Genomic DNA, 25,633 nt, shown 5'->3' with positions numbered 1-25,633 from the left:
GCGTCGGCTGTCCCCTCGGCCATCAGCCCAGGGCGTCGACCTCCAGGATCGCGGCGGTGAACGCGTCGGGCCGCTCCTGGGGGAGGTTGTGGCCGGCGCCCGGGACGACGTGGTGCTTCCAGGGGCCCGTGAAGTGAGCGGCGTAGCCGCCTCCGTCGGTCGGCGGGATGACCCCGTCGGCCTGTCCGTCCAGGGTGACCGTGGGGACGGTGATCTTCGGCTGGTCCAGCAGTCTGCGCTCCAGTTCGGCGTAGCGGGGGTCGCCGGGGGCGTCGGCCAGGCGGTGCCGGTAGCTGTGGATCACCACGTCGACGTAGTCGGGGTTGGTCCACAACTGGGCCGCCTGTGCGAACTCCGCCTCGGTGAACTGCCATTGGGGCGAGTTGCGGTGCCAGACGACGCGTGCCAGGTCCTCCCGGTTGCGCTGGAGTCCTTTTCGTCCGCGCTCGGTGAGGAAGTAGAAGAAGTACCAGTAGCCGGACTCGATCGAGGGGGCCAGCGGCTCCTGGGCGACGGCGAGGTTCTGGATGAGGTAGCCGTTCACGGAGACCAGGCCGGTGCAGCGCTGCGGCCAGAGGGCCGCGGCGACGTCGCCTGCCCGCCCGCCCCAGTCGTAGCCGGCGAACAGGGCCCGGGGAACGCGCAAGGCGTCCATGAAGGCGACCAGGTCCGCGCCGAGCGCCGCCTGCTCACCCGACCGGAAGGTGTCCGCACGCAGGAACCGGGTCTCCCCGTGGCCGCGCAGGTAGGGGATGTAGCAGCGGTACCCGCGCCGGGCGAGGGCGGGCGCCACCTCGGCGTAGGAGCCGACGGGGCTGAAGGGCCAGCCGTGCAGGAGGATCACCGGCTTGCCGTGGGCCGGCCCGATGTCGTGGTAGGCGATGTCCAGTACGTCGGTACGGGTGCGGTGCATCGGACCCAGACCGTGCGTGGTCCGTCCGTCCGCGGCCTGGGCTGGTGACGTGCCCGTGCGTGCCGACGCCGTGCCCGTCCCGAGAAGGCCGGACGCTCCTGCCGTCGCTGTCGCCGTCATGGCCTGGGTCAGTCTCCGCCTGCTGAGCATGTGTCGCGTCCTCGCGTTCGTACAGGGTGTGTGACACACGTGTGCACACTCACATTAGTCACTGCTCTGACGGGTTACGAGGATCCCCGCAGCGAGCATCTCCTGTCAAGACCGCCAGAATTCGGAACGGATGACGGTGAGTCAGCTCAGTGTCGTCACCGCATTGAGTGGTTTCGCACGTCGTACGGAGTGTGCCGGGTGAACCCGGCGTCGTCCGGGACGCGTCATCGCGGTGTGAGAAGCAGGGCACGCCTCGGCGAGCCCTTACACGACTCGAAGGATCCGATGCTCAGACACAGACCCGGCTGGGACGCGTTCAAGGCCGTCGCCGTGACCGTCCTGGCCCTCGGGCTCGTCACCCCGCCCGCGCTGGCCGCCGACACGCAGGCACCGGCGGCGGCCCGGACCGACCCGACGACAGCGTGGCAGAACGGCGCCTTCCAGGTGGACCGCTCCGCCGCCATCCACCGGTCCGACGTGGTGCTCGGCCGGCCCAACACCGAGCCGGCCGAATCCATGCCGCTGGGCAACGGGACGCTGGGCGCGGCGGTGTGGGCCGCCGACGGCTTCACCGCCCAGCTCAACCGCGGCGACACCTTCCCCGACCGAAAATCCCCGGGCCAGGTCACCATCCCGGGCCTGAAGACCATCACCCAAGCCGACGACTTCTCCGCCCGCCTGAACCTGTACGACGGTGTGCTCACCGAGTCCGGCGGCGGCATGACGGCGACGATCTACACGCGCGCCGACCGCGACGAACTCGTGGTGGACGTCACCGGAGCGGACCCGAAGAGCGCCCAGACGGTGCGCGGCGACCTCTGGGACGGGCGCTCGCCCTCCGCCGCCGCGTCCGGCGCCGTGGCCACCCTCGCCGAGACCTGGCAGGACTCCGGGACCGGCGGCACCGGCGACACCTACGGCACCCTGCTCGGGATCACGGCCGGCGGACGAAACGTCACCTCCTCGGTCACGGACGGCGACACCGTGCAGGTCGCCTTCAACCCCGCCGCCGACGGCTCGTTCCGGGTCGTCGCTGCCGCACCGCACTGGGCGGGCGGGGACGCGGGCGCGACGGCGACGTCGTACCTGGGCAGTGACGCCACCGCGTCCGTCTCGGCGCTGAGGACCGCGCACCTGAACTGGTGGCACGACTTCTGGGACCGGGCCGGGACGATGAAGATCGAGTCGGCGGACGGCACCGGCCCGTACGTGGAGAACCTGCGGACGGTCTTCCTGTACCAGTCGGCCGCGACCAACCGGGGCTCCCTGCCCGGCACCCAGGCCGGTGCGGCGGACCTGTTCTCGTTCAGCCGCGACGCGCACGACTGGTCCCCGGCGAGCTACTGGTGGTGGAACCTGCGCATGCAGGCCGCCGCCGACCTGACCTCGGGCGTCTTTGACCTGAACACCTCGTTCTACCACCTCTACACCTCGAACCTGGCGAACATCGAGGCCTGGACGAAGGACCACATGCCGGGGCACACCGGTGCCTGCGTCCCCGAGACGATGCGCTTCAACGGCAACGGCTACTTCGACGGCGGCACCGGCAACGCCTCGTGCGAGGCGAGCGTGACGTCGTACAACGCGCAGACCGTCTCCACCGGCGCAGAGGTCTCCCTGGCGCTGTGGCAGCAGTACCGGACCACCGGCGACCTGTCGTTCCTGCGGGACAGCTACCCGCTGATGAAGTCCACCGCGCAGTTCCTGCTGTCGTACGCCACGACCGGTGGCGACGGCCTGCTGCACACCAAGGCGAACGCACACGAGACCCAGTGGAACGTGAGCGACCCCGTCACGGACGTCGCGGCGATGCAGGCGCTGTTCCCGGTGGTCGCCTCCGCGGCGAAGGCGCTCGGCACGGACCCGGACCTCGCGGCACAGCTCACGGCCGCGCAGGCGCAGCTGCCGCCGCTGCCGCGCACGGACGCCGCGACGCACACCCAGGTACTCACCCCGGCCGCGGACGGCGCGGGCAACGACGTCATCGCCCTGTCGGCCGAGCCGGCCGCCACGACACACAACTCCGAGAACCTCGACCTGGAGCCCGTGTGGCCCTACGGCCTGATCGGTGACTCCGGCTCGCTGCACGACCTCGCCGCGCGGACCTACGACAACCGGCGCTGGCCGAACGACGCCGACTGGAGCTTCGACGCGCTCCAGGCGGCCCGTCTGGGCAAGGCGGACGCCGTCAAGAACGCCCTGCTGGCCAACGTCACCAACCAGTTGTACCCCTCCGGCCTGGCCAGCAACAACAACGTACAGACGGGCCGGGAGCCGTACAGCGAGGTGGGCGGCGTGATCACCGCCGCGGTGAACGAGGCGCTCGTGCAGGACTACGACGACGTGCTGCGCATCGCCCCCGCCGTCCCGGCGGACTGGGACGTGGACGGCACGGTGTCGATCCACGACAACGCGAAGGTGGACGTGCAGACGCGGGGCGGCGCCCCGGTCACCGTGGCGCTGGAGGCCGGCTCCACCGCCTCCTTCGTCACCCGCAACCCGTGGCCCGGCCAGTCGGTCGGTGTCGTGGACGCGGCGGACGGGTCGACAGTCGTGGCGTTCTCCACCGCCGCGCAGTTCACCCTCCCCGCCAAGGCCGGGCACGACTACCTGATCGAGCGTCAGTCCGCCCCGGTCACCTCGCTGCCGTTCCAGAAGATCAGTGGCGAGCAGGCCGCACTGCCCCGGCACCTGGGCAAGACCGAGATCGGGCTCGACTTCCCCGCCTCGCCCGCCCCGGCCGGCCCGGTCGGAGCCCTCACCGCGGTCGGCGGCACCTGCGTCGGCCACGCCCCCGGCCTCGCGGGAGGCACGGCGGTACAGACCGACACGTGTGACGGCGGTACCGCGCAGCAGTGGATCGCGGGCCGGGACGGATCCCTGTGGGTGCAGGGCAGGTGTGCGATGCCCGTCGGCAAGAACACCTCCGCCGGCACTCCCCTGGTCCTGGCGGCCTGCGACGGCTCCACCGCCCAGCAGTGGCAGGCCGGTTCCGACCGCACCCTGGTCAACCAGGCGTCCGGCCTGTGCGCCGTGGTCGAGGGCTCGGCGACCGAACCCGGCACGGCCCTGGTCACCGCCGCCTGCGACACGACCACCGCCGGGCAGAAGTTCGACCTGCCCGTCACTCCGGCCGGTCCGCAGGGACACCTCACCGGCATCGCGGGCATGTGCGCCGACAGCGACAGCGGCGGCCAGGCGCCGGGCACACAGCTGGTGCTGAACACCTGCTCCTCCGCCGGCTCCCAGCAGTGGAAGGTCGCCTCGGACGGCACGCTGCGCCTGTTCGACTCGCGGTGCATGACCCCCTCCGGCGGCGGTACGGCCGACAACGGCACCCAGATGGTCCTGGAGATCTGTGACGGCTCCGCCGCGCAGCAGTGGCACGCGGGCGCCGACGGCGCCCTCGTCAACGCCCTGTCCGGCAAGTGCCTGGACGTGAAGGACACGTCCTCCGCGGCGGGCGCGATCCTCTGGGTGTGGACCTGCGGGCCGTCGACGCCGGGCAAGGTGTGGCAGCTGCCCGTTCAGGGGCCGACCGGCCGGATCTCCGGCTACGGCGGCAAGTGCGCCGACCTCGCCGGGTCGGGTTCCACCAGCGCGGCGGGCACCCAGGTCCAGCTGAACACCTGCGGTACGGGAGCCTCCCAGAAGTGGGCGGTCGCCACCGACGGCACGGTCGGCGTGCTGGGGATGTGCATGGCTCTGAAGGACGGCGCCACCGCGAACGGTACCCGTGTCGTCCTGGCGTCCTGCGACGGCTCCTCCACCGACCAGCAGTGGACGTGGGCCGCCAACCGCGGCCTGGTCTCCAAGAAGTCGGGCACCTGCCTCGACGCCACCGGCCCCAGCTCCGCCAACGGCACCCCGTTGCAGATCTGGGCCTGCGCGGTCTCCGACAACCAGCGCTGGCAGTTGCCCGCCGCGGTACCGACGGGCCACGTCACCGGCATCGGCGGCAAGTGCGCCGACCTCGCCGGGTCGGGTTCCAGCAACGCCGCCGCCACCGCCGTGCAGCTGAACACCTGTGGCACGGGTGTCTCGCAGGACTGGTCCGTCGCGGCCGACGGCAGCGTGCAGATCCTCGGCGACTGTATCGGGGTCGCGAACAACGGCACCGCCAGCGGCACCGCGGTGACCCTCCAGGTGTGCAACGGGAGCAACGGCCAGAAGTGGACGACGGGCGCCAACAGCGGCCTCGTCAACACCCTGTCCGGCCGCTGCCTGGACGCCACCGGCGCCAGCTCCGCCAACGGCACCAAGCTGCAGATCTGGACCTGCGGCGGCTCCGACCAGCAGAAGTGGACCCTGCCGACGGCGACGTCCGCCTCCGCCAAGCGGGCCTGACGGCTCCTGCCGTCGGACCAAAAGGTGCCCGTCCCCGGGAAGGGGGCGGGCACCCCGCGCTTTCCCGACCTGGGGGCGCCGGCCAACACAGGTCATCGGCAGCCAACAGGAGTCCACGAGACGGCCCTTCACCCACCGAAAGGACGACACTCGGCGTCCGCGCCGACCCGTTGTCCCGACTTTCGGCCGATCCGCAGGGACGGCATCCGCCGGAATCATGAAGTCACCCTCCGAACCCGGCGAGAAGACGACAGGGCGACAAGGCGATGAGACGAAGGACGGCACCCACGGCCATGATCAGCACCGGAAAGCCGGTCCATACCCTGCTGGCACTCGTCTCTGTCCTGGCGGTGGCGTCCGGCGCCCAGCCCGCACTCGCCCGGCCGGACCACGCGGCGCCGACGGCCGCCGCCACGGAGCACTCACACCTGTCCTGGACACCCTGCCGGACCCTGGTCCACGGATGGGACCCCGGGGACAAACGCACCGAGTGCGCCACTGTCAGCGTCCCTGTGGACTACGCCCGTCCCCAGGGCCGGACAATCCGACTCATGATCAGCCGGCTCAAGGCCACCTCCCCCGCGAGGCGCCGGGGGGTCGTCCTGATCAACCCCGGCGGACCGGGGAACTCCGGGCTGGAGATGCCGGGATTCCTCAGCCGGACGTCCGTCGCCGGAATCGGAACGGACCACGACCTGATCGGGTTCGACCCGCGCGGGATCGGATTCAGCGGCGGCAAGAGGTGCGACCCGTCTCCCGAGGACGGCCCCGCCCCGGACCCGAAGGCCTCCGCCCGCGTGCAGTTCGCCCAGGAGTACCGGCAGAACGCCCGGTACAACAAGCGCTGCGCCGGATACGACCCCGCGTACATCGCCGGTCTGTCGACGACCGTCATGGCCAGGGACATGGACCGTATCCGGGTGGCGCTCGGCGAGGAGAAGATCGGCTTCTACGGGATCTCGTGGGGCACCGCCCTCGGCGTGGTCTACCGCAGCCTCTACGACCGTCACGTCGACCGCATGCTGCTGGACTCCGTCATGCCCCCCGACTTCAGCCTGAAGGCCATGAACGACGGCCCGGTCGCCGCCGCCGAGGCGGACTTCGCGCGCTTCGCCCGCTGGGTCGCCACCCGGAACCGCCGGTACCACCTGGGCAGGACCGCGCCCGCGGTAACCGGCACCGTGCTCGGGCTCGCCCGGCAACTGGACCGCCACCCGCGCACCCTCACCCTGCCCGACGGCCGCTCGGTGACGTTCGGCGTCGGCGCGCTGCGGACGATCATGGGGTACCCGCGCGGGCGCTGGCCGGACATGGCGACCAGCGTCGTGGCACTGCGCCACGGCGGCGTCCCGCCGCTGCTGGGCGACGAGGAAGGGGGAGAGCGGGCCTCGCGGCACACGGGCCTCGTGGACTCCGTCGACAGCGGTCTGCTGCCGCAGATCTCGGTGCTCTGCAACGACCAGGGGGCGGATCCCGACGAGCACACCCTGTGGCGTCAGGAACAGCGGCGCGTCGCGTCCTCCCCCCTGTTCAACTCACTGGCCGGGTACGAGTCCTGGTGTGCGGGCTGGCCCCTGCCCGCACAGCCGTGGCACCTGCGGCGGGGCACCAGCACGGTGCAGTTCGTGGGGCACCGCTACGAAACCACGACCCCCTACCCCTGGGCGCGCAAGATGCGGCGACGCGTCGGCGGTGCACTGCTCACCGTCGAGGACGGCGTACACGGCTCGCTGCTCCAGACGCCCTGCGGCAGCAGGGCCGTCGAGTTCTTCAGCACCGGACGCCTCTTCGAGGGCACCTGCCCCGGAGTGCCGGGGCACTGAGAGCCCGGACTCCTGGTCGACGACGTGCAGGTGGTAGCCGACGTCGAGCCTCACGGTCGCGGCGAGCGGTCTGTGCCGGCTGTCCGCGGCGGGAAGCCCGCAAGGTGAACCAGCGGGTGGGGACCGCGCGTTACCTGGGTGAACGCCCGAGTGGGAGAGCCCGAAACTCGTCGGCAGGCCCCTACGCCGCGCCGCGACTGCCCCGGAGGAGAAAGAGCATGAGCCGCAGCGACGTCCTCGTGGACGCCGACTGGGTCCAGGAGCACCTGGACGACACCACCATCGCCCTGGTGGAGGTGGACGAGGACACGTCCGCCTACGAGAAGAACCACATCCGCAACGCGACCCGCATCGACTGGACCAAGGACCTCCAGGACCCGGTGCGCCGTGACTTCATCGACCAGGCCGGCTTCGAGAAGCTCCTGTCGGAGAAGGGCATCGCCAACAACCACACGGTGATCCTCTACGGCGGCAACAACAACTGGTTCGCGTCCTACGCCTACTGGTACTTCAAGCTGTACGGCCACGAGAACGTCAAGCTCCTCGACGGCGGCCGCAAGAAGTGGGAGCTGGACGCCCGCGAGCTGGTCCCCGGCGACGAGGTCCCCGAGCGCGCCAAGACGGACTACAAGGCCAAGGCCCAGGACACCTCGATCCGTGCCTTCCGTGACGACGTCGTCGCCGCGATCGGCTCGCAGAACCTGGTCGACGTGCGCTCGCCCGACGAGTTCTCCGGCAAGCTGCTCGCCCCGGCCCACCTGCCGCAGGAGCAGTCGCAGCGCCCGGGCCACGTCCCGAGCGCCAAGAACATCCCGTGGTCCAAGAACGCCAACGACGACGGCACGTTCAAGTCGGACGAGGACCTGAAGGCCCTCTACGCCGAGGAGAGCGTGGACCTCGCCAAGGACACGATCGCCTACTGCCGCATCGGTGAGCGCTCGGCCCTGACCTGGTTCGTGCTGCACGAGCTGCTCGGTGTCCGCAACGTCAAGAACTACGACGGCTCCTGGACCGAGTACGGCTCCCTCGTCGGCGTCCCGATCGAACTCGGCGCCGACAAGTAGTCCTTACGCACACGTGTGTGGCCATTTTTCTCCTCCCAGACGCATAGGTGAACATGCAAAATGGAGTGCATGTTCACACCCGAGATCAGGCTCCGCAGTGCAGCCGTCCGCGTGACCATGGCCGCGGCTCTGATCGGCCTGGGTGCCGGGGCGGCGAACGCCTCCGGCTGGCCTCCGTTGCAGGAAGGCGCGTACCTCTACTCCGGCAGCACTGGAACCGGCACAGTGAGCAAGGCCGACCTCGACGACGTCGGCACCTGCCACACGCTTTCGCAGCCGGCCCTCTCGGTCCAGATCGCCTCCGGCTCCGCGTACCTGGTGCTCTACTCCGAGGCCGACTGCACCGCCACCTACCCGTGGTCCACCGGCACGCTGGCCCGGACCAGCCTTCCCTGGGCGATGCTGAGTTATCGCGTGGTCAAGGCCTAGCGCCACGGGTGTGGCTCTCCCGCCCGGCCGTTTCATCGGCGGCCGGGCCGGTCCTCCTCCCAGTGGTAGGAGAAGATCACCGTCGCCGCCTTGCACAGGCTCGGGGACAGCATCGACGCGCGCAGCGTCCGCGTCCTCGCGTCGTAGTCGACGCCCTCGGCCTCATAGGCGCCTGAGCACTTGCTGATCTTCGGGAGCCGCAGCACGTCGGTCACCTTCCCGCTGACCTGCTTGCCGTCCAGCGCGCGGTCCAGGTCGACGTCGAAGACCTCGCCCTGGCCGGCGTCACACACGAGGCGCCGTTCCGAGAAGAAGTCGCAGCCCTGGACGTCCTTGACCGGCCGGTCGAGCGTGATCTCCCCCGCCTGCGGGAGGGCGCCGCCGTTCAAGGGAGTGGTCTTGTTCAGCAGCGGCGCGGGGAAGACCTGCAAGCGCTTGCGGACCCCGAACTCGCCCGAGACCAGCCACTGGTGGTCGGGAGAGACCGCGGCGAAGGAGTTGTTGAACAGTTCGCCCGCGTCGAGTCCGTGGCGGTACTCCAGGCGCTTCCCCTCGGGCGTCGTCACGAGAAACATCTTGGCGGAGTTCTCCCGCGGCCCCTGGTAGGCGTCGAAGGCGTACCCCGCCGCGATGTCGAGGTCCCCGACGTGCTGGTACCCGTGAGCCCGTACCGAGAGCGGAATGCTGCCCGGGCCGCGCGTGACGAGCGTACCGTCCTCCCGGGTGGCCACCCCCTCGGCACCGGTCAGGGAGTTCACCGTCCTTCTCCCCGTGGGCGTCCACGAACCCGCGGGAGTCGGGTCAGCCGGGTCCTTGGAGGTGACGCAGCCGGCCGTCGCGAGGGCGGCGACGACGACGCAGACGATGCCGGTACCGGCACCCAGGGGACGAACACGTGGAGTCATCACAGGATTTCGTGAAGAGGGTTCGGAATACGCTCTGCTCTCTCCACGAGTCCAGCCGTCCGGCGCGTTCACTCCGATTTCCCGGCCGCGGTCCGACACGTACCGGTGGCAGGCCGTGATCAACCGCGTTGCACAGTGGCCCGGCAGTTGCTAGCGTCCTCGGCGTGCTGATCGAAGTCGACAGAGCCTAGCCTGAGCCAGCCGCCCATCGGCGCCGGTCCAGGCCTCACCTCGGGTACGAGTGGTTGAGTGCTCCGGCATGGCGGACGCGCGCTCACTTTGACCCGCCCAACGGCTCTGACCTTCACCGGCCCGTCTGCGCCGATCATTCGCCACTGCCCAGGACACCTGTCGACCAGGACACCTGACGGCAACGTGTGCGCGGCCTCGTCGGATTCCGCCGTGCCTTTCCCGGTCAGAGCGATGACACACGAAATCGGACGATCACCCATGATGCACAAGAAGTCCCGCGCACGGACACGTCACCGCCGAGCCCACTGGAAGGCGACCGCGCCGCTGCTGGTGAAATGCGCCAACTCGGCATGCGGTCTGCCGACCCCGCCCCACGCCGCCTGCCGGCACTGCGGAACGTACCGGGGCCGTCAGGTGTTGCCCCCGGCCTGAGGTCCGCGATGCGGCGAGACAGTGAGGCGGAGTAGGCCACCGGCGCCGTCATCCGCGCACAAGTGACTCCGGGCCCGGCGGAAGGTGTTCCGCCAGGCCCGGATTCTGTGGATGTACAGGTCAGGTGGGGAGTTTCCAGAGCTGGTTGGCGGTGGCCGCGCAGGTCCAGATCTGGAGCTTGGTGCCGTTGGCGGAGCTGGGGCCGGTGGCGTCCAGGCACTTGCCCGACTGGGAGCCGACCAGCTGCCCCTTCGAGTCGGACGTCCACTTCTGCGACGTCGCACCCGTGCACGTCGACAACTGCACCTGCGTACCGTCAGCCGTCGCACCACCGGCCACCGTCATGCACTTGCCCAGCGCCCGCAGCGTCCCGTCGGCGGCCACCGTCCAGGACTGACCACTGCCCGTCCCGCACACGTTCAGCTGGATCGCCGTACCGTTCGCCGACAACGACCCCGCCACCTCCGCGCACTTACCGCCGTACCCGCTGATCACACCCGCCGGACGCGACGACGGCACACTCCACAACTGGTTGTCCGACACCGCACACGACCAGATCTGGAGCCTCGTGCCATTCGCCGAACTCGGACCGGTCGCATCCAGGCAGCTGCCCGACTGCGTCCCGATCAGCTCACCGTTCGACTGCACCGACCACTTCTGCGACGCCGCACCCGAACACGCCGACAACTGCACCTGCGTACCGTTGGCCGTCGCACCACCGGCCACCGTCATGCACTTGCCCAACGCCCGCAGCGTCCCGTCCGACCCCACCGTCCACACCTGCTGCGAACCGGAACCACAGTCGTTCAGCTGGACCGCCGTACCGTCCGCCGTCGCACCACCCGCCACCTCGGCACACTTGCCGTTGTAACCCGCGACACGACCCGACGGACCCGACACGTCCGACGGCACCGCCCACTTCTGACCGACGTCACCCGAGTTGCACGCCCAGACGATCAACGGATTCCCGTCCGCCGTACTGCCGTTCTGGTTCTCCAGACACAGGCCGGACGCCGCGTTGACCAGGTAACCGTTGGCGGAATCCACCGTCCACTGCTGACCCTTGGAACCGTCACATGCGGCGATCTGCACGTGGGTGCCGTTGGTGGTGCCCTGGTCCTGGGTGGTGAGGCACTTGCCGAGCACGCGCAGCGTCTTGTCGGGGGCGACCGTCCACTGCTGGGTCGTGGAGGTGCCGCAGGTGTTCAGCACGACCTGGGTGCCGTTCGCCGCGCTGCCGCCGGCCAGGTCGACGCACTTGCCGCCCTGGCCGGTGATCTGACCCGTCGGACCCAGTGGAGCCGGGGTGGCCGGCGGGCTGAGGGTGGTCGCCGTCCAGTAGTTGGCGTTCAGGGAGCCCGTCGGGAACTCCAGGCGGACCGTGTGGTGGGTGCCCGCCGCGAACTGGAACGTGCCCGCGTCGACGGTGCTGTACGTCTGCCAGCCGCCGGTGTTCGGCACGGTGACGGTCGGGCCGGCGACGCCGTCCACGACGAAGTGGACCTGGGCGCCGTCGTTGGGCGTCGCGACCCGGGCGGAGAGCTTCACCGTGCCCTGCAGCGGCTCGCTGCTCCAGGTCAGGCTCTCGCCCGCGGCGATGTCGCCGACGTTCCAGCCGCCGCCGGTGTCGCCGGTGGGCTGGACGTCGATGTCACCGCCGCGGTACACACCCCAGTCGTTGCCGGGAGTGGCACCGCTGTACGCGTCCGCCGTCTCCGCCTCGATCTTGAGGTTCGTGGGGAACGGGTCGGTGGAGTACCGCCGCATGATGTCGATCATCTGGTTGGGGTAGTCGGTCAGCCGCTCGTCGTACGTGCCGTCGGCCGTACGCGCGAGCATCGCGTTCTCCTCCCAGTCGGTGAAGCCCTCGACCAGGGTGATGTCCGCGCCGCCGTTGACCGTGGCGTCCAGCGTCTGGTTGAGCCTGTTGCCGTGGTCGGGGTCCATCACCATGTTGGTGGTGGTGTTGACGACACGGAACCCCGGGGTGGCGACCCCGTAGGTGCGACCGTTCAGCGAGTCGGGGCGGCTGGTGAGCACCCGGAAGCCGTCGACGGTGACCGGGGAGGCGGCCTTGTTCGTCACGGTGATGGTGTGGGTGCCTTCGGTCAGGTCCTTCTTCTCGAAGACGACCTGCTGGGTCTTCAGCGCGCTGCTGGTGGACAACTGCACGGTGACGGGAGCCTGCCCGTCGATCGAGACGTCGACACTGCCCTGGTCGGAGGCGGTGCGGGCCAGGTACTGCACGCCGGTACCGATGAACGAGTAGGTGACCGAGGCACCCGCCTGGGACGTGGTCTGGTAGGTGTTCCGGTAGTCGCCGGCGCCGTTCGAGGTCTGGTAGGCCCAGCCGTCGCCGAACTTCAACTGCCCGTTGTCGATGACGGGTTGGTACGTCGCGTTGGACCAGCCCGTCGGCAGGGTGAACCAGTTGTTGATGCCGTCGATCTGCGAGACCACGCTCGGGTCCCGGTCGGGCCAGCTGCTGTCGACGACGTAGTACGGGTCGAGCCCGAACTCCTTCTGGGCCTGGGCGTGGCCGTACTGAAGCAGCTTGGAAAGGTTGCCGTTGCCCTGGTTGGTGAAGGCGAAGTCGTTGACCGACCACTCGTAGATCAGCGGGCGGCCGTCCACCTTGTAGAGCATGTCGGAGGGGACGCGGGAGAAGAACTCGCGCTGGTTGTAGTCCCAGAAGTACTTGTAACCGCCCTCGCCGGTGCCGTCGGCGTCGCCGATGTCGAAGGCCGGGTCGTAGCCGCCGGTGTGGTGGACGGCCCGGTTCTTCTTGTCGGTGAGGGACGCGGGCGTGTCGTCCAGCGCGGCGATCTTGAGCTTGTCGGCGACGCCGCGCCGGTTGATCGCGTCGATCAGCGGCGTCAGGGCGCGGGGGTCGCCGGCGCCGTCCGGGACGGCGTTGTCGGGGCTGAAGCCGCGCAGGTCGACGGCGACGAAGTCGACGCCGGCGGTGACCAGTTCCTCGACGTAGTTGTCCCAGAACGAGGCCGGGTCGCCGGCCTTGGGCTGGTACATGGGTTGGTTGTAGTTCTTGTTGACCGGCTGGTCGTAGGGGCCGCCCGCCATCGTGACGTCGGAGAAACCGAAGGTGACGCCGAGGGCGCCCGTCTTGCCGGCGACCCGGCCGGGCAGGACGGTGCCGCCGCTGACCACGACCGGGGTGTCGGCGGTGGCGGCGAAGCTCGCCGTGGCGGAGCCCAGCGTGGTGAGGGCCAGCAGGGCCAGGGCGAGGACTGACGCGCCCGTCGCGGACCGGCGGGGGCCGGTGCGTCGGGCGCGTCCGAGTCTGGAGAACACCTGTGTGCTACTTCCTTCGATGAAAGGTGACATACCCGACCGGGTCCGGTCGAGTCAGGTCGATCAGGTGGGGAGTTTCCAGAGCTGGTTGGCGGTGGCCGCGCAGGTCCAGATCTGGAGCTTGGTGCCGTTGGCGGAGCTGGGGCCGGTGGCGTCCAGGCACTTGCCCGACTGGGAGCCGACCAGCTGCCCCTTCGAGTCGGACGTCCACTTCTGCGACGTCGCACCCGTGCACGTCGACAACTGCACCTGCGTACCGTCAGCCGTCGCACCACCGGCCACCGTCATGCACTTGCCCAGCGCCCGCAGCGTCCCGTCGGCGGCCACCGTCCAGGACTGACCACTGCCCGTCCCGCACACGTTCAGCTGGATCGCCGTACCGTTCGCCGACAACGACCCCGCCACCTCCGCGCACTTACCGCCGTACCCGCTGATCACACCCGCCGGACGCGACGACGGCACACTCCACAACTGGTTGTCCGACACCGCACACGACCAGATCTGGAGCCTCGTGCCATTCGCCGAACTCGGACCGGTCGCATCCAGGCAGCTGCCCGACTGCGTCCCGATCAGCTCACCGTTCGACTGCACCGACCACTTCTGCGACGCCGCACCCGAACACGCCGACAACTGCACCTGCGTACCGTTGGCCGTCGCACCACCGGCCACCGTCATGCACTTGCCCAACGCCCGCAGCGTCCCGTCTGACCCCACCGTCCACACCTGCTGCGAACCGGAACCACAGTCGTTCAGCTGGACCGCCGTACCGTCCGCCGTCGCACCACCCGCCACCTCGGCACACTTGCCGTTGTAACCCGCGACACGACCCGACGGACCCGACACGTCCGACGGCACCGCCCACTTCTGACCGACGTCACCCGAGTTGCACGCCCAGACGATCAACGGATTCCCGTCCGCCGTACTGCCGTTCTGGTTCTCCAGACACAGGCCGGACGCCGCGTTGACCAGGTAACCGTTGGCGGAATCCACCGTCCACTGCTGACCCTTGGAACCGTCGCAGTAGTCGAGGACGACGTCCGTGCCGTTGGTGGTGCCGCCGTTCGCGGTGGCCAGGCACTTGCCCTGGTTCCACACGGTCTTGTCGGCGCCCATGGTCCACTGCTGGGAGGCGTCGTTGCCGCAGGTGGCGAGGACCGCCTGGACGCCCGCGGCCGGGCCGGCCGCCAGGCCGACGCACTTGCCGCCCTGGCCGGTGATGTGGCCGCTCGGGCCGCTTGGCTGGGGTGCCGGGGTGTGCGGGGTGCCGCCGATGGTCATGGCGAAGACGTGGCCCTGCGGTGTGCCGGACCCTTTGTCCGACCTGGGCAGGATGACAGCCTGGACTGTCTTGCCCGCGGCGAGCGGCACCTTGGCCGCGAAGAGGCTGACCTTCTGGTTCACCTTGCCGTCGTGGGAGTTGATGTACGCGTAGGTGCCCAGCCGGTCGCTGCCCTGGGCGACGTTGTCGTTGTCCCACCAGTCGGAGAAGCTCAGGCCGTACTGCTGGGTGCTGCCGTCGGTGTAGACGATGGTGCCGATGCCCTGGAGGGGGCCGCTGGTGCCGCTGCCGAGGATGCCCAGCTCGCTGCCCGTCCCGGAGATCAGGACCGCTTGTCCCTTGGTGTCGATGGCGTCGGGTGTGCCCGCGGCGGCGTCCGGCCACTGGTAGGTCAGGCCGTCGTGCGTGACCGGCTGGCCGGGGGCGAACCCCGCCGCGGCCAGGGCCTGGGCGGAGAAGCTGAACCCGCCACCGTCGTACTTGCCCGGCGTGGGGTTCGAGTCGTCCGTGACGCCGACGTTGGTGTAGGCCGCCTTCTGCGAGGCGAACGGCACGAGGAGGGTTCCGTCGGCGGTGTACGAGCCGCCGCTGTAGGTGGCGGTGGCACTCAGCGGGTAGTTGCCCGAGGCCACCCCGGACGGCGGGGTGACCAGCCAGGTGGTGGTGGCCGACGCTCCGGCCGCGACGGTGTCGAACGAGGTCGCCGTGGTGGCCTTGACGGTCCAGCCGGTCGGCGCGGGCAGGGCGACGTTCACCCCGCTCAGCGCGGAGCCGGTGCCGTTGGTCAGGGTGGTGGTGACGGTGGCCGTCTGGCCCGGCTGCACGAGCTGCGGGGTGTGGACAGCGAGGGAGTCCTTGACCACCATCACCATGGAGCCGGTGACGCCGCCTACGGTCACCTTGATGGTCGCCACGCCGTCCGCGCCCGCGGTGACCACGCCGGAGGAACTGACCGTGGCCACCGCCTGGTTGCTGCTGGAGTACGTCACCTGCGCGTTCGACAGGTTCACGAAGGACTGGTCGTTGTTGACCGCCTCCACGATGTCGTCGGCCGTGATCGAGGTGTCCCGCTGCTCCTTGGCCGGGTCGGTGTCGTCCTTGATCCAGGGGTTCTTCTTCGTCAGGTCCAGCGTCTCACCGGCGTGGTAGACCAGCCGGCCGGGCTGCACGGTGACGGTGGTGACCTTCGGGGTGAGGGTGCCGGTGATGTTCACGGTGGCGGTGCTCTGCACGGTGGCGGAGTCGGAGGCCACCGTGAGCGCCCAGGCGCCGGGGAAGACGGTCTGCCTGGACGTGGCGGGGTTCCACACGCTCAGGTCGGACGCCTTGACCGGCAGCGTGACGTGCAGCTTCTCGCCCGGCGCGAGGACGCCGGTGTTCTTGAAGCCGACCAGGCGCTGCTGGGGCATGGTCACGCCGCTGACGGTGAAGGTGTTGGCGGCGTAGAGCTGCGCGACGGTGGCGCCGGGCGTGTCGCCGGTGTTGGTCACGTCGAAGGAGACGTTCACGGTGCCGTCGGCGGTGATGCTGCTCTTGTCGGCCTGGGCGGCCGAGTAGGAGAACGTGGTGTAGCTCAGGCCGTAGCCGAAGGGGTAGGACGGGGTGCCGGTGAAGTACTGGTACGTCTGCCCCTTGCCGCCGGACTCGGCGGGGGTGAGCCCGTAGTCGTTCTTGGCGGCGAGCTGGGAGTCGTCCTTGTACCAGGTGAAGGTCAGGTGCCCCTGCGGGTTCTGCTTGCCGAACAGCACGTCGGCGAGGGCGGTGCCCTGGCTCTGGCCGTTGTAGGCGCTGTAGAGGATGGAGGCGGCCTTGGACTGGCGGGCGGAGATGTCGACGGCGCCCACGGCCTGGAGGTCCAGCACCACGTTGGGGTTGCCGAGGGCCGCGACCTGGTCGATCAGCGAGTTGTAGTTGCCGGGCATGGCGAGGCTGCCGCGGTCCTTGCCCTCGCCGGCGGTGTTCTGGTCGGTGCCGGCCACCACGACCACCAGGTCGGCGGCCTTGACGGCGGCCTGGGTCGCGGAGCTGAGGGTGACGGCGGAGGTGTTGGTGGTGCTGGTGCCGGCCGCGTCGTACGTCACGGTGGCGTTCGGGTTGGCCGCCTGCAGGGCGTCGGTGATGCCCTGGCGCATCGAGACCTGCTTGTCGGGTCCGTTGCCGTAGCTGCCGAGGCTGGCGGTGTCGGCGAGGTCGCCGAGGACCACCACCTTGTTCACGGCGGACGCCTTCAGGGGCAGCAGCGGCTTGCCGGTCGTGGCGAGGTTGGTGTTCTTGAGCAGCACCATGGACGCGTCGGCGGCCTTGGCGGCCAGGTCCACGTGGGCGCCGCTCTGGATGACCGACTTGTCGATGGAGGTGTACGGCACGCTGCCGGGCGGGTCGAACTCGCCGGTCCTCATGCGGATGGTGAACACCCGCACCAGCGCGGTGTCGATGACGTCCTCGCTGAGCAGGCCCGCGCGTACGGCCTCCATCACGTTGGCGGTGGTCATCTCCTCGCCGCTGCAGTTGAGGTCGTTGCCGGAGCGCAGGGCGAAGGCCTGGCCGCCGGCGCGGGCGTCGACGGTGTCACCGGTCGTGCCGTTGATCCACTGCGGGTCGGTCTTGGAGCCGTTGGTGGACCAGGGGGCGGGGGCCCAGTTGTGGCCGTCGTCGGGCAGTTTGTAGGTGGTGCCGACGCCGCCGCAGTCCGAGGTGGTGAGGCCAAAGAAGCCGTAGGTGCGCTTGGCGAGGGTGTTGTCGGTGTAGGTGTTGGCCACCGCGGGTGTGCCGTTGATGGCGTTGTACGACGTCATCAGGCCCGCGACGTGGGCCTGGCCGATCAGGCCGGCGAACTGCTTGGTGTAGTAGTCGCGCAGCTCGGAGTCGTTGACGTCGGAGCTGATGGCGGTGCGGGCGTCCTCCACGTTGTTGAGCGCGTAGTGCTTGGCCGTGGCGGCGGCCTTCAGGTACCCGTTGATCGACGTTCCGTCGGGGTTCTGGCCCTGGAAGCCGTCGACGAACTGGCTGCCCAGCTGGGTCTGGAGGTAGGGGTCCTCGCCGTAGGACTCGTCGTGGCGGCCCCACAGGGGGTCACGGTCGTTGTTGACGGTGGGGGCGAAGTAGGTCAGCGAACCGTAGTTGTCGGCGGAGTTGCCGAGGTTGTTGCGGCCGACGCCGAACAGCGATTTGTCCAGGAAGCCGCGTGCCTCGTCGGAGATCGCCGAGCCCTCCTGGTACTCCAGGGAGGGGTCCCAGGCCATCGAGGTGGCGAGGTTGGTGGGGAACCCGGTGGCCCTGACCGGACCCGAGTTGTCGTTTCCGGCGTTCTTGGAGTTGCCCAGGGACTGGATCCCGTGCAGCGCCTCGCTCCAGTACGTGTACCCCTGTACCCCGAGGCCGGGGATGGCGGGGGCCTCGTTGGTGATCAGCTGGCGGACCTTCTGCTCCAGCGTCATCCGGGAGACGAGGTCGGCCGCCCGCTCCTCGAACGAGTAACTGGTGTCCTTGTAGATGGGGGTGGACGCCGACGCGGACGCCTCCCCTCCCGTGACGGCCGCAACAGCGTACGGGGAAGCCAGAGTCAGACCGACGGCGACGGCGACGGCGACGGTGGTCGCCCTTCCGCCGCCGCGTCGGCGTCTCGGACCTTGCATGCTCTCTCCAGAGTGAGGCGGGTGAATTGGTCCGCTCCGGTCGCCACGACACGGGCGGGCCGACCGGCGAGAACACCAGCCGTGCAGCCCACGAAAGGCCGACGGCCGTCTCGCCAACGTGCACCTTGTCACATGTGATCGACGTCAGATGCATGTTTCAGCTCCACGTGTGATCACATGTTCACCTGTCGGACGGCCGAACGTCCGTCGCCTGCGGCGATGTCGGCATTGTGCCGCCCTGGGTGTGAACTTCCGGGCCGGTCGAAGCGTTCACCAGGTGTCAGTGATTGCATGCCCGGTGATTCGATTCCCCGGGCGTGTGGACACCGCACGGGTGCGCCCGCACGACCTCGCCCCCGCCGCACTCTCATATATGTCAAGCGTCCGACCAGATACTTGACATATGCATGAAAATCCAGCGAAAGGTACTCATCGATGTCCACCGCTCCGAAGAGCAGGAGTACGGTGGTGACTCCGCTGCGAGTCGCCGTAGGTCTGTGTCTTGCCGCCCCGTACGTCGCGATTCTCTGGGTCGGCTCCTACTCCGCTGCGGACCCGACCCTCATCGGTATCCCCTTCTTCTACTGGTACCAGATTCTGTGGGTGGTCATCTCCACCGCGCTCACCGCGACGGCGTACCAGCTGTGGCAGCGCGACCAGCGCGCCCGCGCCGCGCAGAAGGGTGGTGAGGCGAAGTGAAGAACGGGGTCAACGGCGTCGCGCTCGGCGTCTTCATCTTCTTCTTCCTGGCCGTCACGGTCATGGGCTTCCTCGCCGCACGCTGGCGCAAGGCCGAGAACGAGCACTCGCTGGACGAATGGGGCCTGGGCGGACGGTCGTTCGGCACCTGGATCACCTGGTTCCTGCTCGGCGGGGACCTGTACACGGCGTACACCTTCGTCGCCGTCCCCGCGGCGATCTACGCGGCGGGCGCGTCCGGCTTCTTCGCGGTGCCGTACACGATCCTCGTGTACCCGCTGATCTTCACCTTCTTGCCCCGCTTGTGGTCGGTGTCCCACAAGCACGGCTACGTGACGACCTCGGACTTCGTCCGGGGCCGGTTCGGCTCCAAGGGCCTGTCGCTGGCCGTGGCGCTGACCGGCATCCTCGCGACGATGCCGTACATCGCGCTCCAACTCGTGGGCATCCAGGCCGTGCTGGACGTGATGGGCGTCGGCGGCGGGGAGAACACCAACTGGTTCGTGAAGGACCTGCCCCTGCTCATCGCCTTCGGTGTGCTCGCGGCGTACACCTACTCGTCCGGCCTGCGCGCCCCCGCCCTGATCGCGTTCGTCAAGGACGCTTTGATCTACATCGTCATCGTGGTGGCGATCATCTACATCCCGATCAAGCTGGGCGGCTTCGACGACATCTTCGCCAAGGCGAGCCAGGCGTTCAGCCACGTCAACCCGGCGACGGGCAAGCCGCGAGGCGCCCTGGTCCCGCCGGAGGCCGGCCAGTGGACCTACGCCACCCTAGGACTGGGTTCGGCGCTGGCGTTGTTCATGTACCCGCACGCGATCACCGCGACCCTGTCCTCCAAGAGCCGTGAGGTGATCCGCCGCAACACCACGATCCTGCCGCTGTACTCCATCATGCTCGGCCTGCTGGCGCTGCTGGGCTTCATGGCGATCGCGGCCGGAGTCAAGGTCAAGAACGGCCAGTTGGCGATCCCGCAGCTGTTCGAGGACATGTTCCCGGACTGGTTCGCGGGCGTGGCCTTCGCGGCCATCGGCATCGGCGCGCTGGTCCCGGCGGCCATCATGTCGATCGCGGCGGCGAACCTCTTCACCCGCAACATCTACAAGGACTTCATCAAGCCGGACGCCACGCCGAAGCAGGAGGCCCAGGTCTCCAAGATCGTCTCGCTGCTGGTGAAGGTCGGCGCCCTGGTCTTCGTCCTCACCATGGACAAGACGGTCGCCATCAACTTCCAGCTCCTCGGCGGCATCTGGATCCTGCAGACCTTCCCGGCCCTGGTCGGCGGCCTGTTCACCCGCTGGTTCCACCGCTGGGCGCTGCTCACCGGCTGGGCGGTCGGCATGATCTACGGCACGGTCGCCGCGTACGGCGTCGCCTCCCCGACCCAGAAGCACTTCGGAGGCTCGTCGAAGGAGATCCCGGGCATCGGTGAGATCGGCTACATCGGCTTCACCGCGTTCGTCCTCAACGTCGCCGTCACGGTGGTCCTCACCCTCGTCCTGAAGGCCCTGAAGGCCCCCGAGGGCCTGGACGAGACCAAGCCGGAGGACTACACGGCCGACGCGGGCGACCCCGGAGTCGAGGTGGAGCTGCCCCCGGCGATCGCGGGAAGCGCTCACTGAGCCGACTCACGGGGCGCAGCCGAGAACACCCCGCAGCGGGCCGCCGAAAGCAAGCGCTACGGCGGCCCGCTGTCGTCCCATCACGGCGTGGTCACCCATGTAAAACCTCCGCTCACGGAATCCGCAGCCACGTATGTCCGCTCTCTTCGCCGCGGAAGCACGACTCCCCCGTTATCTTCTTCGCGGTCCTGCACGAGGGCCGCTGGCCTCGCAGGAACGCCGGATCGCGGACCTCGCGCCAGTTGGAGGGTCATGACCTCTGAATCCGGAACTCGGACGGCACCGGCTCAGTCGAATGACGTAAGCGTCGAAGTCGCGGGGTCCGGAACGATCCGCATGTGGAGTGGGCCGTACGCCCGAGTCACCGGCCGCATCACACCGTCATGTGACGGATGTGTTCGGTTCCGCCGCGGACGAAAGTTGTGTACCGCCGGCCCGAGCCACGGGAGGGGCAGCCTCAGAAACGCCTTTGCGTCACCTGTTTGGCAGGTGACTAGCCGTGTGCGAGGGTCGTCGCGCCACACAGCCGCGGTGATCCCGTACCGGGGATGGGAGCGGGAGGTTTCCCGGGCGCGGGCCAGTCACCGGACAACGCACGACGGAGGGTTTCAGATGATCAACAGGCGTACCTTCAGCAAGGCCGTCGGCCTGGGCACCGGCGCGGCCGCGGTCTCGCTGTCCGGCCTGCAGGCCGGCGCGACCGCCGCGGCCGGCGCGACCGCCGCGGCCGGCGCGACCGCCTCCCCCCAGGCGAACGGCACGGCCGCTCCCACCGTGCCCACCATCACCCCCGGCACCCACACCAGCTTCCCCACGCTCAAGCAGGTCAAGGCGGGTGTCCTCGACATCGGTTACGCCGAGGCCGGACCCGCGCACGGCCCGGTGGTCCTCCTCCTGCACGGCTGGCCGTACGACATCCACAGCTACGTCGACGTCGCCCCGCTCCTGGCCGACCTGGGCTACCGCGTCATCGTTCCCTACCTGCGCGGTCACGGCAGCACCCGCTTCCTGTCCCGGCACACCCCGCGCAACGCCGAGCAGTCCACGATCGCCCTCGACATCATCGCGCTGATGGACGCCCTCAAGATCGACAAGGCCGTGCTCGCCGGCTTCGACTGGGGCTCGCGCACCGCCGACATCATCGCCGCCCTGTGGCCCGAACGGGTCAAGTCCCTGGTCTCCACCTCCGGCTACGTCATCACCAACCGCAAGGCGCAGCTGACGCCCGCCGCCCCGGCCGTCGAGCACAACTGGTGGTACCAGTGGTACTTCGCCACCGACCGCGGCAAGCAGACCATGGAGAACGTCGACGAGCGCATCGCCCTGTGCCGCTACGTGTGGACCCTCGTCTCCCCCAACTGGAACTTCGACGACGCCACCTTCCAGCGCACCGCCCAGGCCTTCCGCAACCCCGACTACGCCGCCATCGTGCTCTACAACTACCGCTGGCGCATCGGCCTGATCGAGGGCGACCGCCGCTACGACCGCTACGAGAAGCAGCTCGCGGCCCAGCCCTCCATCCACGTTCCGACCATCACCCTCGACCCCGCCCTCGACCCCTTCACCCCGCCTGGCGACGGCGCCGCCTACCGCAGCCACTTCACCGGCCCCTACCAGCACCGCACCATCGCGAACATCGGCCACAACCTGCCCCAGGAAGCCCCCAGCACCTTCGCCCAGGCCGTCGTCGACGCCGACCACCTCTGAACCGGGAGGAGTCCCAGATGAGCGAAGTCCAGTGGAACCGTCTGACCGCCACACAACTGCGTGACCTCGCGGCAGGAGACGCGGTGGTGCTGCTGCCCGTGGGGGCCACCGAGCAGCACGGCCCTCATCTGCCCACCGGCGTGGACGACTTCCTGGCCGCGGAGGTGTGCCGGCGGGCGGCGGTGCTGGCCTCGGAGCACACCGGTGTGGTGGTGACGCCGTCGGTGCCGACGGGCCTGTCGGAGCACCACATGGCCTTCGGCGGCACCCTCACCCTCAGTCTGCCCACCCTGCACGCCCTGCTGCGGGACATCTGCCGCTCCGTGATCCGGGCGGGTTTCTCCCGCATCCTGATCGTCAACGGGCACGGCGGGAACATGACCGCCCTCAACGCCCTCACCACCGAACTGACCGCGGAGCTGGCGACACCGATCGCCTTCGCCAGCTATTTCGGCGCCGGGCGGGACGTGGTGCGGGACACCCTGGAGACCCAGGACGGCCTCATGCACGCCTGCGAGGGGGAGACGTCCATGATGATGGCCGCCTACCCCGAGCTGATCCGTACCGAGCACCTGGGCGAGGCGCACGGGCCACGGATCACGCTGCCCGCGGAGTCCAGCGACCCGGTGTACATGGCCGTGTCCTTCGACCGGATCACCGCGTCCGGCGTGGCGGGCGACGCCCGGGTGGCGAGCCAGGAGAAGGGCGAGACGCTGCTCTCCGGCTGCGCGGCGGCACTGGCCGACATCATCGTGCGGGACCCCTGGGCGAAGGAGGACGACGAGGCGCGTACGGCGCGCTGAGTCCGCCCCGGACACGCGGCCGGGAAGGGCACCACCCTTCCCGGCCGCACCCATGTTCGGGAACCCGCCCCCCTCATTTCGTCACCGTCTTGACAGGTGACGAACTACATGAAAGATTCGTCACCCGTCAGAGCGGTGACGAAAGTCGGTGAAGCCGACGCGTCATTGTCGAAATACCTGAAACTTCCTGAAAGAGGTTCGTCGTGGTGAGCATCAAGGGTGGACGCAAGCGAGTGGTGACGGGTGTGGTCTCGACGCTCACGGCGGGTCTGGCCCTCGGCGCGTTCGCCCTCAGCGGCACCGCCAACGGCGCGCCGAACACCACCGAGGCGGGGAGACACGCCAAGCCGACCATCGTCCTGGAACACGGCGCCTTCGCCGACGGCTCCAGCTGGAACGGCGTCATCGCCGACCTGCGCGCCGACGGCTACCCCGTGGTCGCCGCCGCCAACCCCCTGCGCGGCCCCGCCTCCGACGCCGCCGCCCTGCGCACCGTCCTCGACCACATCAAGGGCCCCAAGATCGTCGTCGGCCACTCCTACGGCGGCAACGTCATCAGCGAGGCCGCCACCAACGACCCCCAGGTCAAGGCCCTCGTCTACGTCGCCGCCTTCCTCCCCGCCCCCGGCGAGAGCGCCCTGGAACTCACCAACAAGTACCCGGGCTCCACCCTCCCCGCCACCCTCGACCCCGTCACCTACAAGCAGCCCGACGGCACCACCGCCACCGACCTGTACATCCAGCAGGACAAGTTCCACCACCAGTTCGCCGCCGACGTCCCCGCCGCCCAGGCCGCCCTCATGGCAGCCGAACAGCGCCCCATCGCCCAGGCCGCCCTCGAGGAGAAGGCCACCAGCGCCGCCTGGAAGACCACCCCCAGCTGGGACATCGTCACCACCCGCGACCTCAACATCCCCGCAGCCGTCCAGCGCTACATGGCCAAGCGCGCCCACGCCCACACCACCGAGGTCGCCGCCTCCCACTCCGTCGCCGTCTCCCACCCCCGCCTCGTCGCCGACGTCATCGAGCGAGCCGCCCGCACCACCGTCCGCTGACGCGCCCGGCCAGTTCCGGGAGGCAGCACGGAACACGCGAATCGGCACACAGCGAACTTTTCACGCCGCGCTCCTCGTGTATCTGGTACGCCGCCGGCACGGCGACCGGGGCATCGGGCACCCCGCAAACCGTCAACGCTCAGTGAGGTACGTATGAAGACGAAGGCCGCTGTCCTCTTCGAGGTGGGCAAGCCGTTGGAGGTGGTCGAACTCGACCTCGACGGCCCCCGCCAGAGCGAGGTGCTGATCAAGGTCGAGGCGGCCGGACTGTGTCACTCGGAGTTGCACATGCTCACCGGGGCCTACCCGGTCGCACTGCCCATCGTGCTCGGTCACGAGGCCACGGGTGTCGTGGAGGAAGTCGGCCGGGGTGTCACCAAGGTGAAGCCGGGTGACCGGGTCGTGTGCACCTTCGTGCCGAGCTGCGGGCTCTGCCGCTACTGCTCGACCGGCCGGCAGAACCTCTGCGTCTACGGGGACCGGCCCGACGGCCCGTTGGCGGACGGTACGTACCGCTTCCACCTGCACGGCAAGAACGTCGGTTCCTTCCGTCAGCTCGGCGCCTTCTCCGAGCGGCTGGTGACCACGGAACGCTCGATCGTGCGCATCGACGACACCATTCCCTTCGACAAAGCCGTACTCGTCAGCTGCGGTGTACCGACCGGATTCGGCACCGCGACGGAAGCCGGCCGAGTACGCCCCGGTGACACCGTCGTGATCTTCGGGATCGGCGGCATCGGCATCAACGCGGTGCAGGGTGCCGTACACGCCGGTGCGGCCAACGTGGTGATCGTCGACCCGGTCCCCATGAAGCGGAACGCCGCCGTGCACTTCGGTGCCACCGACGCCTTCGCCGAGGCCGAGGCGGCCATCGAGCACGTACGGTCGCTCACGAACGGGGAGATGGCCGACCAGGCGCTCGTCACCGTCGGAGAGGTGAACCAGGAAGTGGTGCAGGCCGCGCAGACGGCGGTGGGGAAGTCCGGCGTCGTCGTGATCACAGGCCTGGCGAAGTCGAACTTCGAGATCCACTCGGTGTCCGACTGGCTGCTCCAGCGCCAGGTGGAGATCAAGGGCTCGATCTACGGATCGATGAATCCGCAGACGGACATTCCCCGACTGCTCGAGCTGTACCGGTCCGGCTATCTCCGGCTGGACGGGCTGGTGACCGCCAGGTACACGCTGGACCAGGTGAACGAGGGCTACCAGGACCTGCAGGACGGCAAGAACATCCGCGGCATCCTCGTGTTCGACTGACAAGGA

15 protein-coding genes are annotated in these 25,633 nt (G+C 69.3%); 11 read left to right on the top strand and 4 right to left on the bottom strand.

Annotation, left to right across the window (positions count from 1 at the left end):
• Positions 1-22: 22 nt before the first annotated feature.
• Positions 23-1,033, bottom strand: coding sequence for an alpha/beta fold hydrolase (locus A6P39_RS42510; protein WP_443053121.1), 1,011 nt, complete (start codon positions 1,031-1,033; stop codon positions 23-25).
• A gap of 315 nt (positions 1,034-1,348) precedes the next feature.
• Here A6P39_RS42510 and A6P39_RS42505 point away from each other — a divergent pair, with 315 nt between their 5' ends.
• The 4 genes from A6P39_RS42505 to A6P39_RS42490 all read left to right on the top strand — a co-directional run bounded on the left by A6P39_RS42505 (position 1,349) and on the right by A6P39_RS42490 (position 8,726).
• Positions 1,349-5,410, top strand: a complete 4,062-nt coding sequence (locus tag A6P39_RS42505; RefSeq protein WP_275884295.1) for a ricin-type beta-trefoil lectin domain protein — start codon at positions 1,349-1,351, stop codon at positions 5,408-5,410.
• A gap of 293 nt (positions 5,411-5,703) precedes the next feature.
• Positions 5,704-7,233 (top strand): alpha/beta fold hydrolase, encoded by a 1,530-nt coding sequence (locus A6P39_RS42500; protein WP_275884294.1) that lies wholly within the window; start codon positions 5,704-5,706, stop codon positions 7,231-7,233.
• Positions 7,234-7,451: 218 nt separating this feature from the next.
• Entirely contained in the window at positions 7,452-8,297 is an 846-nt protein-coding gene (locus A6P39_RS42495; RefSeq protein ID WP_275884293.1) for a sulfurtransferase, read from the top strand.
• Between the two features lie 69 nt (positions 8,298-8,366).
• On the top strand, positions 8,367-8,726 hold the full coding sequence (locus A6P39_RS42490) for a hypothetical protein (RefSeq protein WP_275884292.1): 360 nt from the start codon (positions 8,367-8,369) through the stop codon (positions 8,724-8,726).
• 32 nt (positions 8,727-8,758) lie between these two features.
• Here the strand turns inward: A6P39_RS42490 and A6P39_RS42485 are convergent, their stop codons facing one another.
• Positions 8,759-9,631 (bottom strand): hypothetical protein, encoded by an 873-nt coding sequence (locus A6P39_RS42485; protein ID WP_275884291.1) that lies wholly within the window; start codon positions 9,629-9,631, stop codon positions 8,759-8,761.
• A 450-nt stretch (positions 9,632-10,081) separates the two neighbouring features.
• Here A6P39_RS42485 and rpmF point away from each other — a divergent pair, with 450 nt between their 5' ends.
• The gene (gene rpmF, locus A6P39_RS42480; protein ID WP_275884290.1) at positions 10,082-10,255 is read left to right on the top strand and encodes a 50S ribosomal protein L32; all 174 of its coding nucleotides are present in this window, start codon (positions 10,082-10,084) and stop codon (positions 10,253-10,255) included.
• Positions 10,256-10,375: 120 nt separating this feature from the next.
• Here rpmF and A6P39_RS42475 read toward each other — a convergent pair whose 3' ends face one another.
• Both A6P39_RS42475 and A6P39_RS42470 read right to left on the bottom strand, forming a co-directional pair.
• Positions 10,376-13,567 carry a DUF5010 domain-containing protein gene (locus A6P39_RS42475; protein ID WP_275884289.1) on the bottom strand — a complete coding sequence of 1,064 codons (3,192 nt, stop codon included), beginning with the start codon at positions 13,565-13,567 and terminating at the stop codon, positions 10,376-10,378.
• Positions 13,568-13,630: 63 nt separating this feature from the next.
• Positions 13,631-18,481, bottom strand: coding sequence for a ricin-type beta-trefoil lectin domain protein (locus tag A6P39_RS42470; protein ID WP_275884288.1), 4,851 nt, complete (start codon positions 18,479-18,481; stop codon positions 13,631-13,633).
• 435 nt (positions 18,482-18,916) lie between these two features.
• Between A6P39_RS42470 and A6P39_RS42465 the strand changes: the two genes are divergently transcribed.
• The 6 genes from A6P39_RS42465 to A6P39_RS42440 all read left to right on the top strand — a co-directional run bounded on the left by A6P39_RS42465 (position 18,917) and on the right by A6P39_RS42440 (position 25,627).
• On the top strand, positions 18,917-19,180 hold the full coding sequence (locus A6P39_RS42465; protein WP_275884287.1) for a DUF3311 domain-containing protein: 264 nt from the start codon (positions 18,917-18,919) through the stop codon (positions 19,178-19,180).
• On the top strand, positions 19,177-20,805 hold the full coding sequence (gene mctP, locus A6P39_RS42460; protein ID WP_275884286.1) for a monocarboxylate uptake permease MctP: 1,629 nt from the start codon (positions 19,177-19,179) through the stop codon (positions 20,803-20,805). Before A6P39_RS42465 ends, mctP begins: the two co-directional genes overlap by 4 nt.
• 612 nt (positions 20,806-21,417) lie before the next feature.
• Entirely contained in the window at positions 21,418-22,512 is a 1,095-nt protein-coding gene (locus A6P39_RS42455; protein ID WP_275884285.1) for an alpha/beta fold hydrolase, read from the top strand.
• Positions 22,513-22,529: 17 nt separating this feature from the next.
• Positions 22,530-23,315, top strand: coding sequence for a creatininase family protein (locus tag A6P39_RS42450; protein WP_275884284.1), 786 nt, complete (start codon positions 22,530-22,532; stop codon positions 23,313-23,315).
• Positions 23,316-23,518: 203 nt separating this feature from the next.
• Complete coding sequence (locus A6P39_RS42445; protein WP_275884043.1) at positions 23,519-24,370, top strand: alpha/beta fold hydrolase; 852 nt, start codon at positions 23,519-23,521, stop codon at positions 24,368-24,370.
• A 153-nt stretch (positions 24,371-24,523) separates the two neighbouring features.
• Complete coding sequence (locus tag A6P39_RS42440) at positions 24,524-25,627, top strand: Zn-dependent alcohol dehydrogenase (protein ID WP_275884283.1); 1,104 nt, start codon at positions 24,524-24,526, stop codon at positions 25,625-25,627.
• Positions 25,628-25,633 lie beyond the last annotated feature (6 nt).

Origin of the sequence: Streptomyces sp. FXJ1.172 (genome assembly GCF_001636945.3) — a bacterium.
GTDB lineage: Bacteria > Actinomycetota > Actinomycetes > Streptomycetales > Streptomycetaceae > Streptomyces.
The sequence above is the reverse complement of the archived record's forward strand: the minus strand, read 5'-3'. Positions and strand labels throughout refer to the sequence as shown.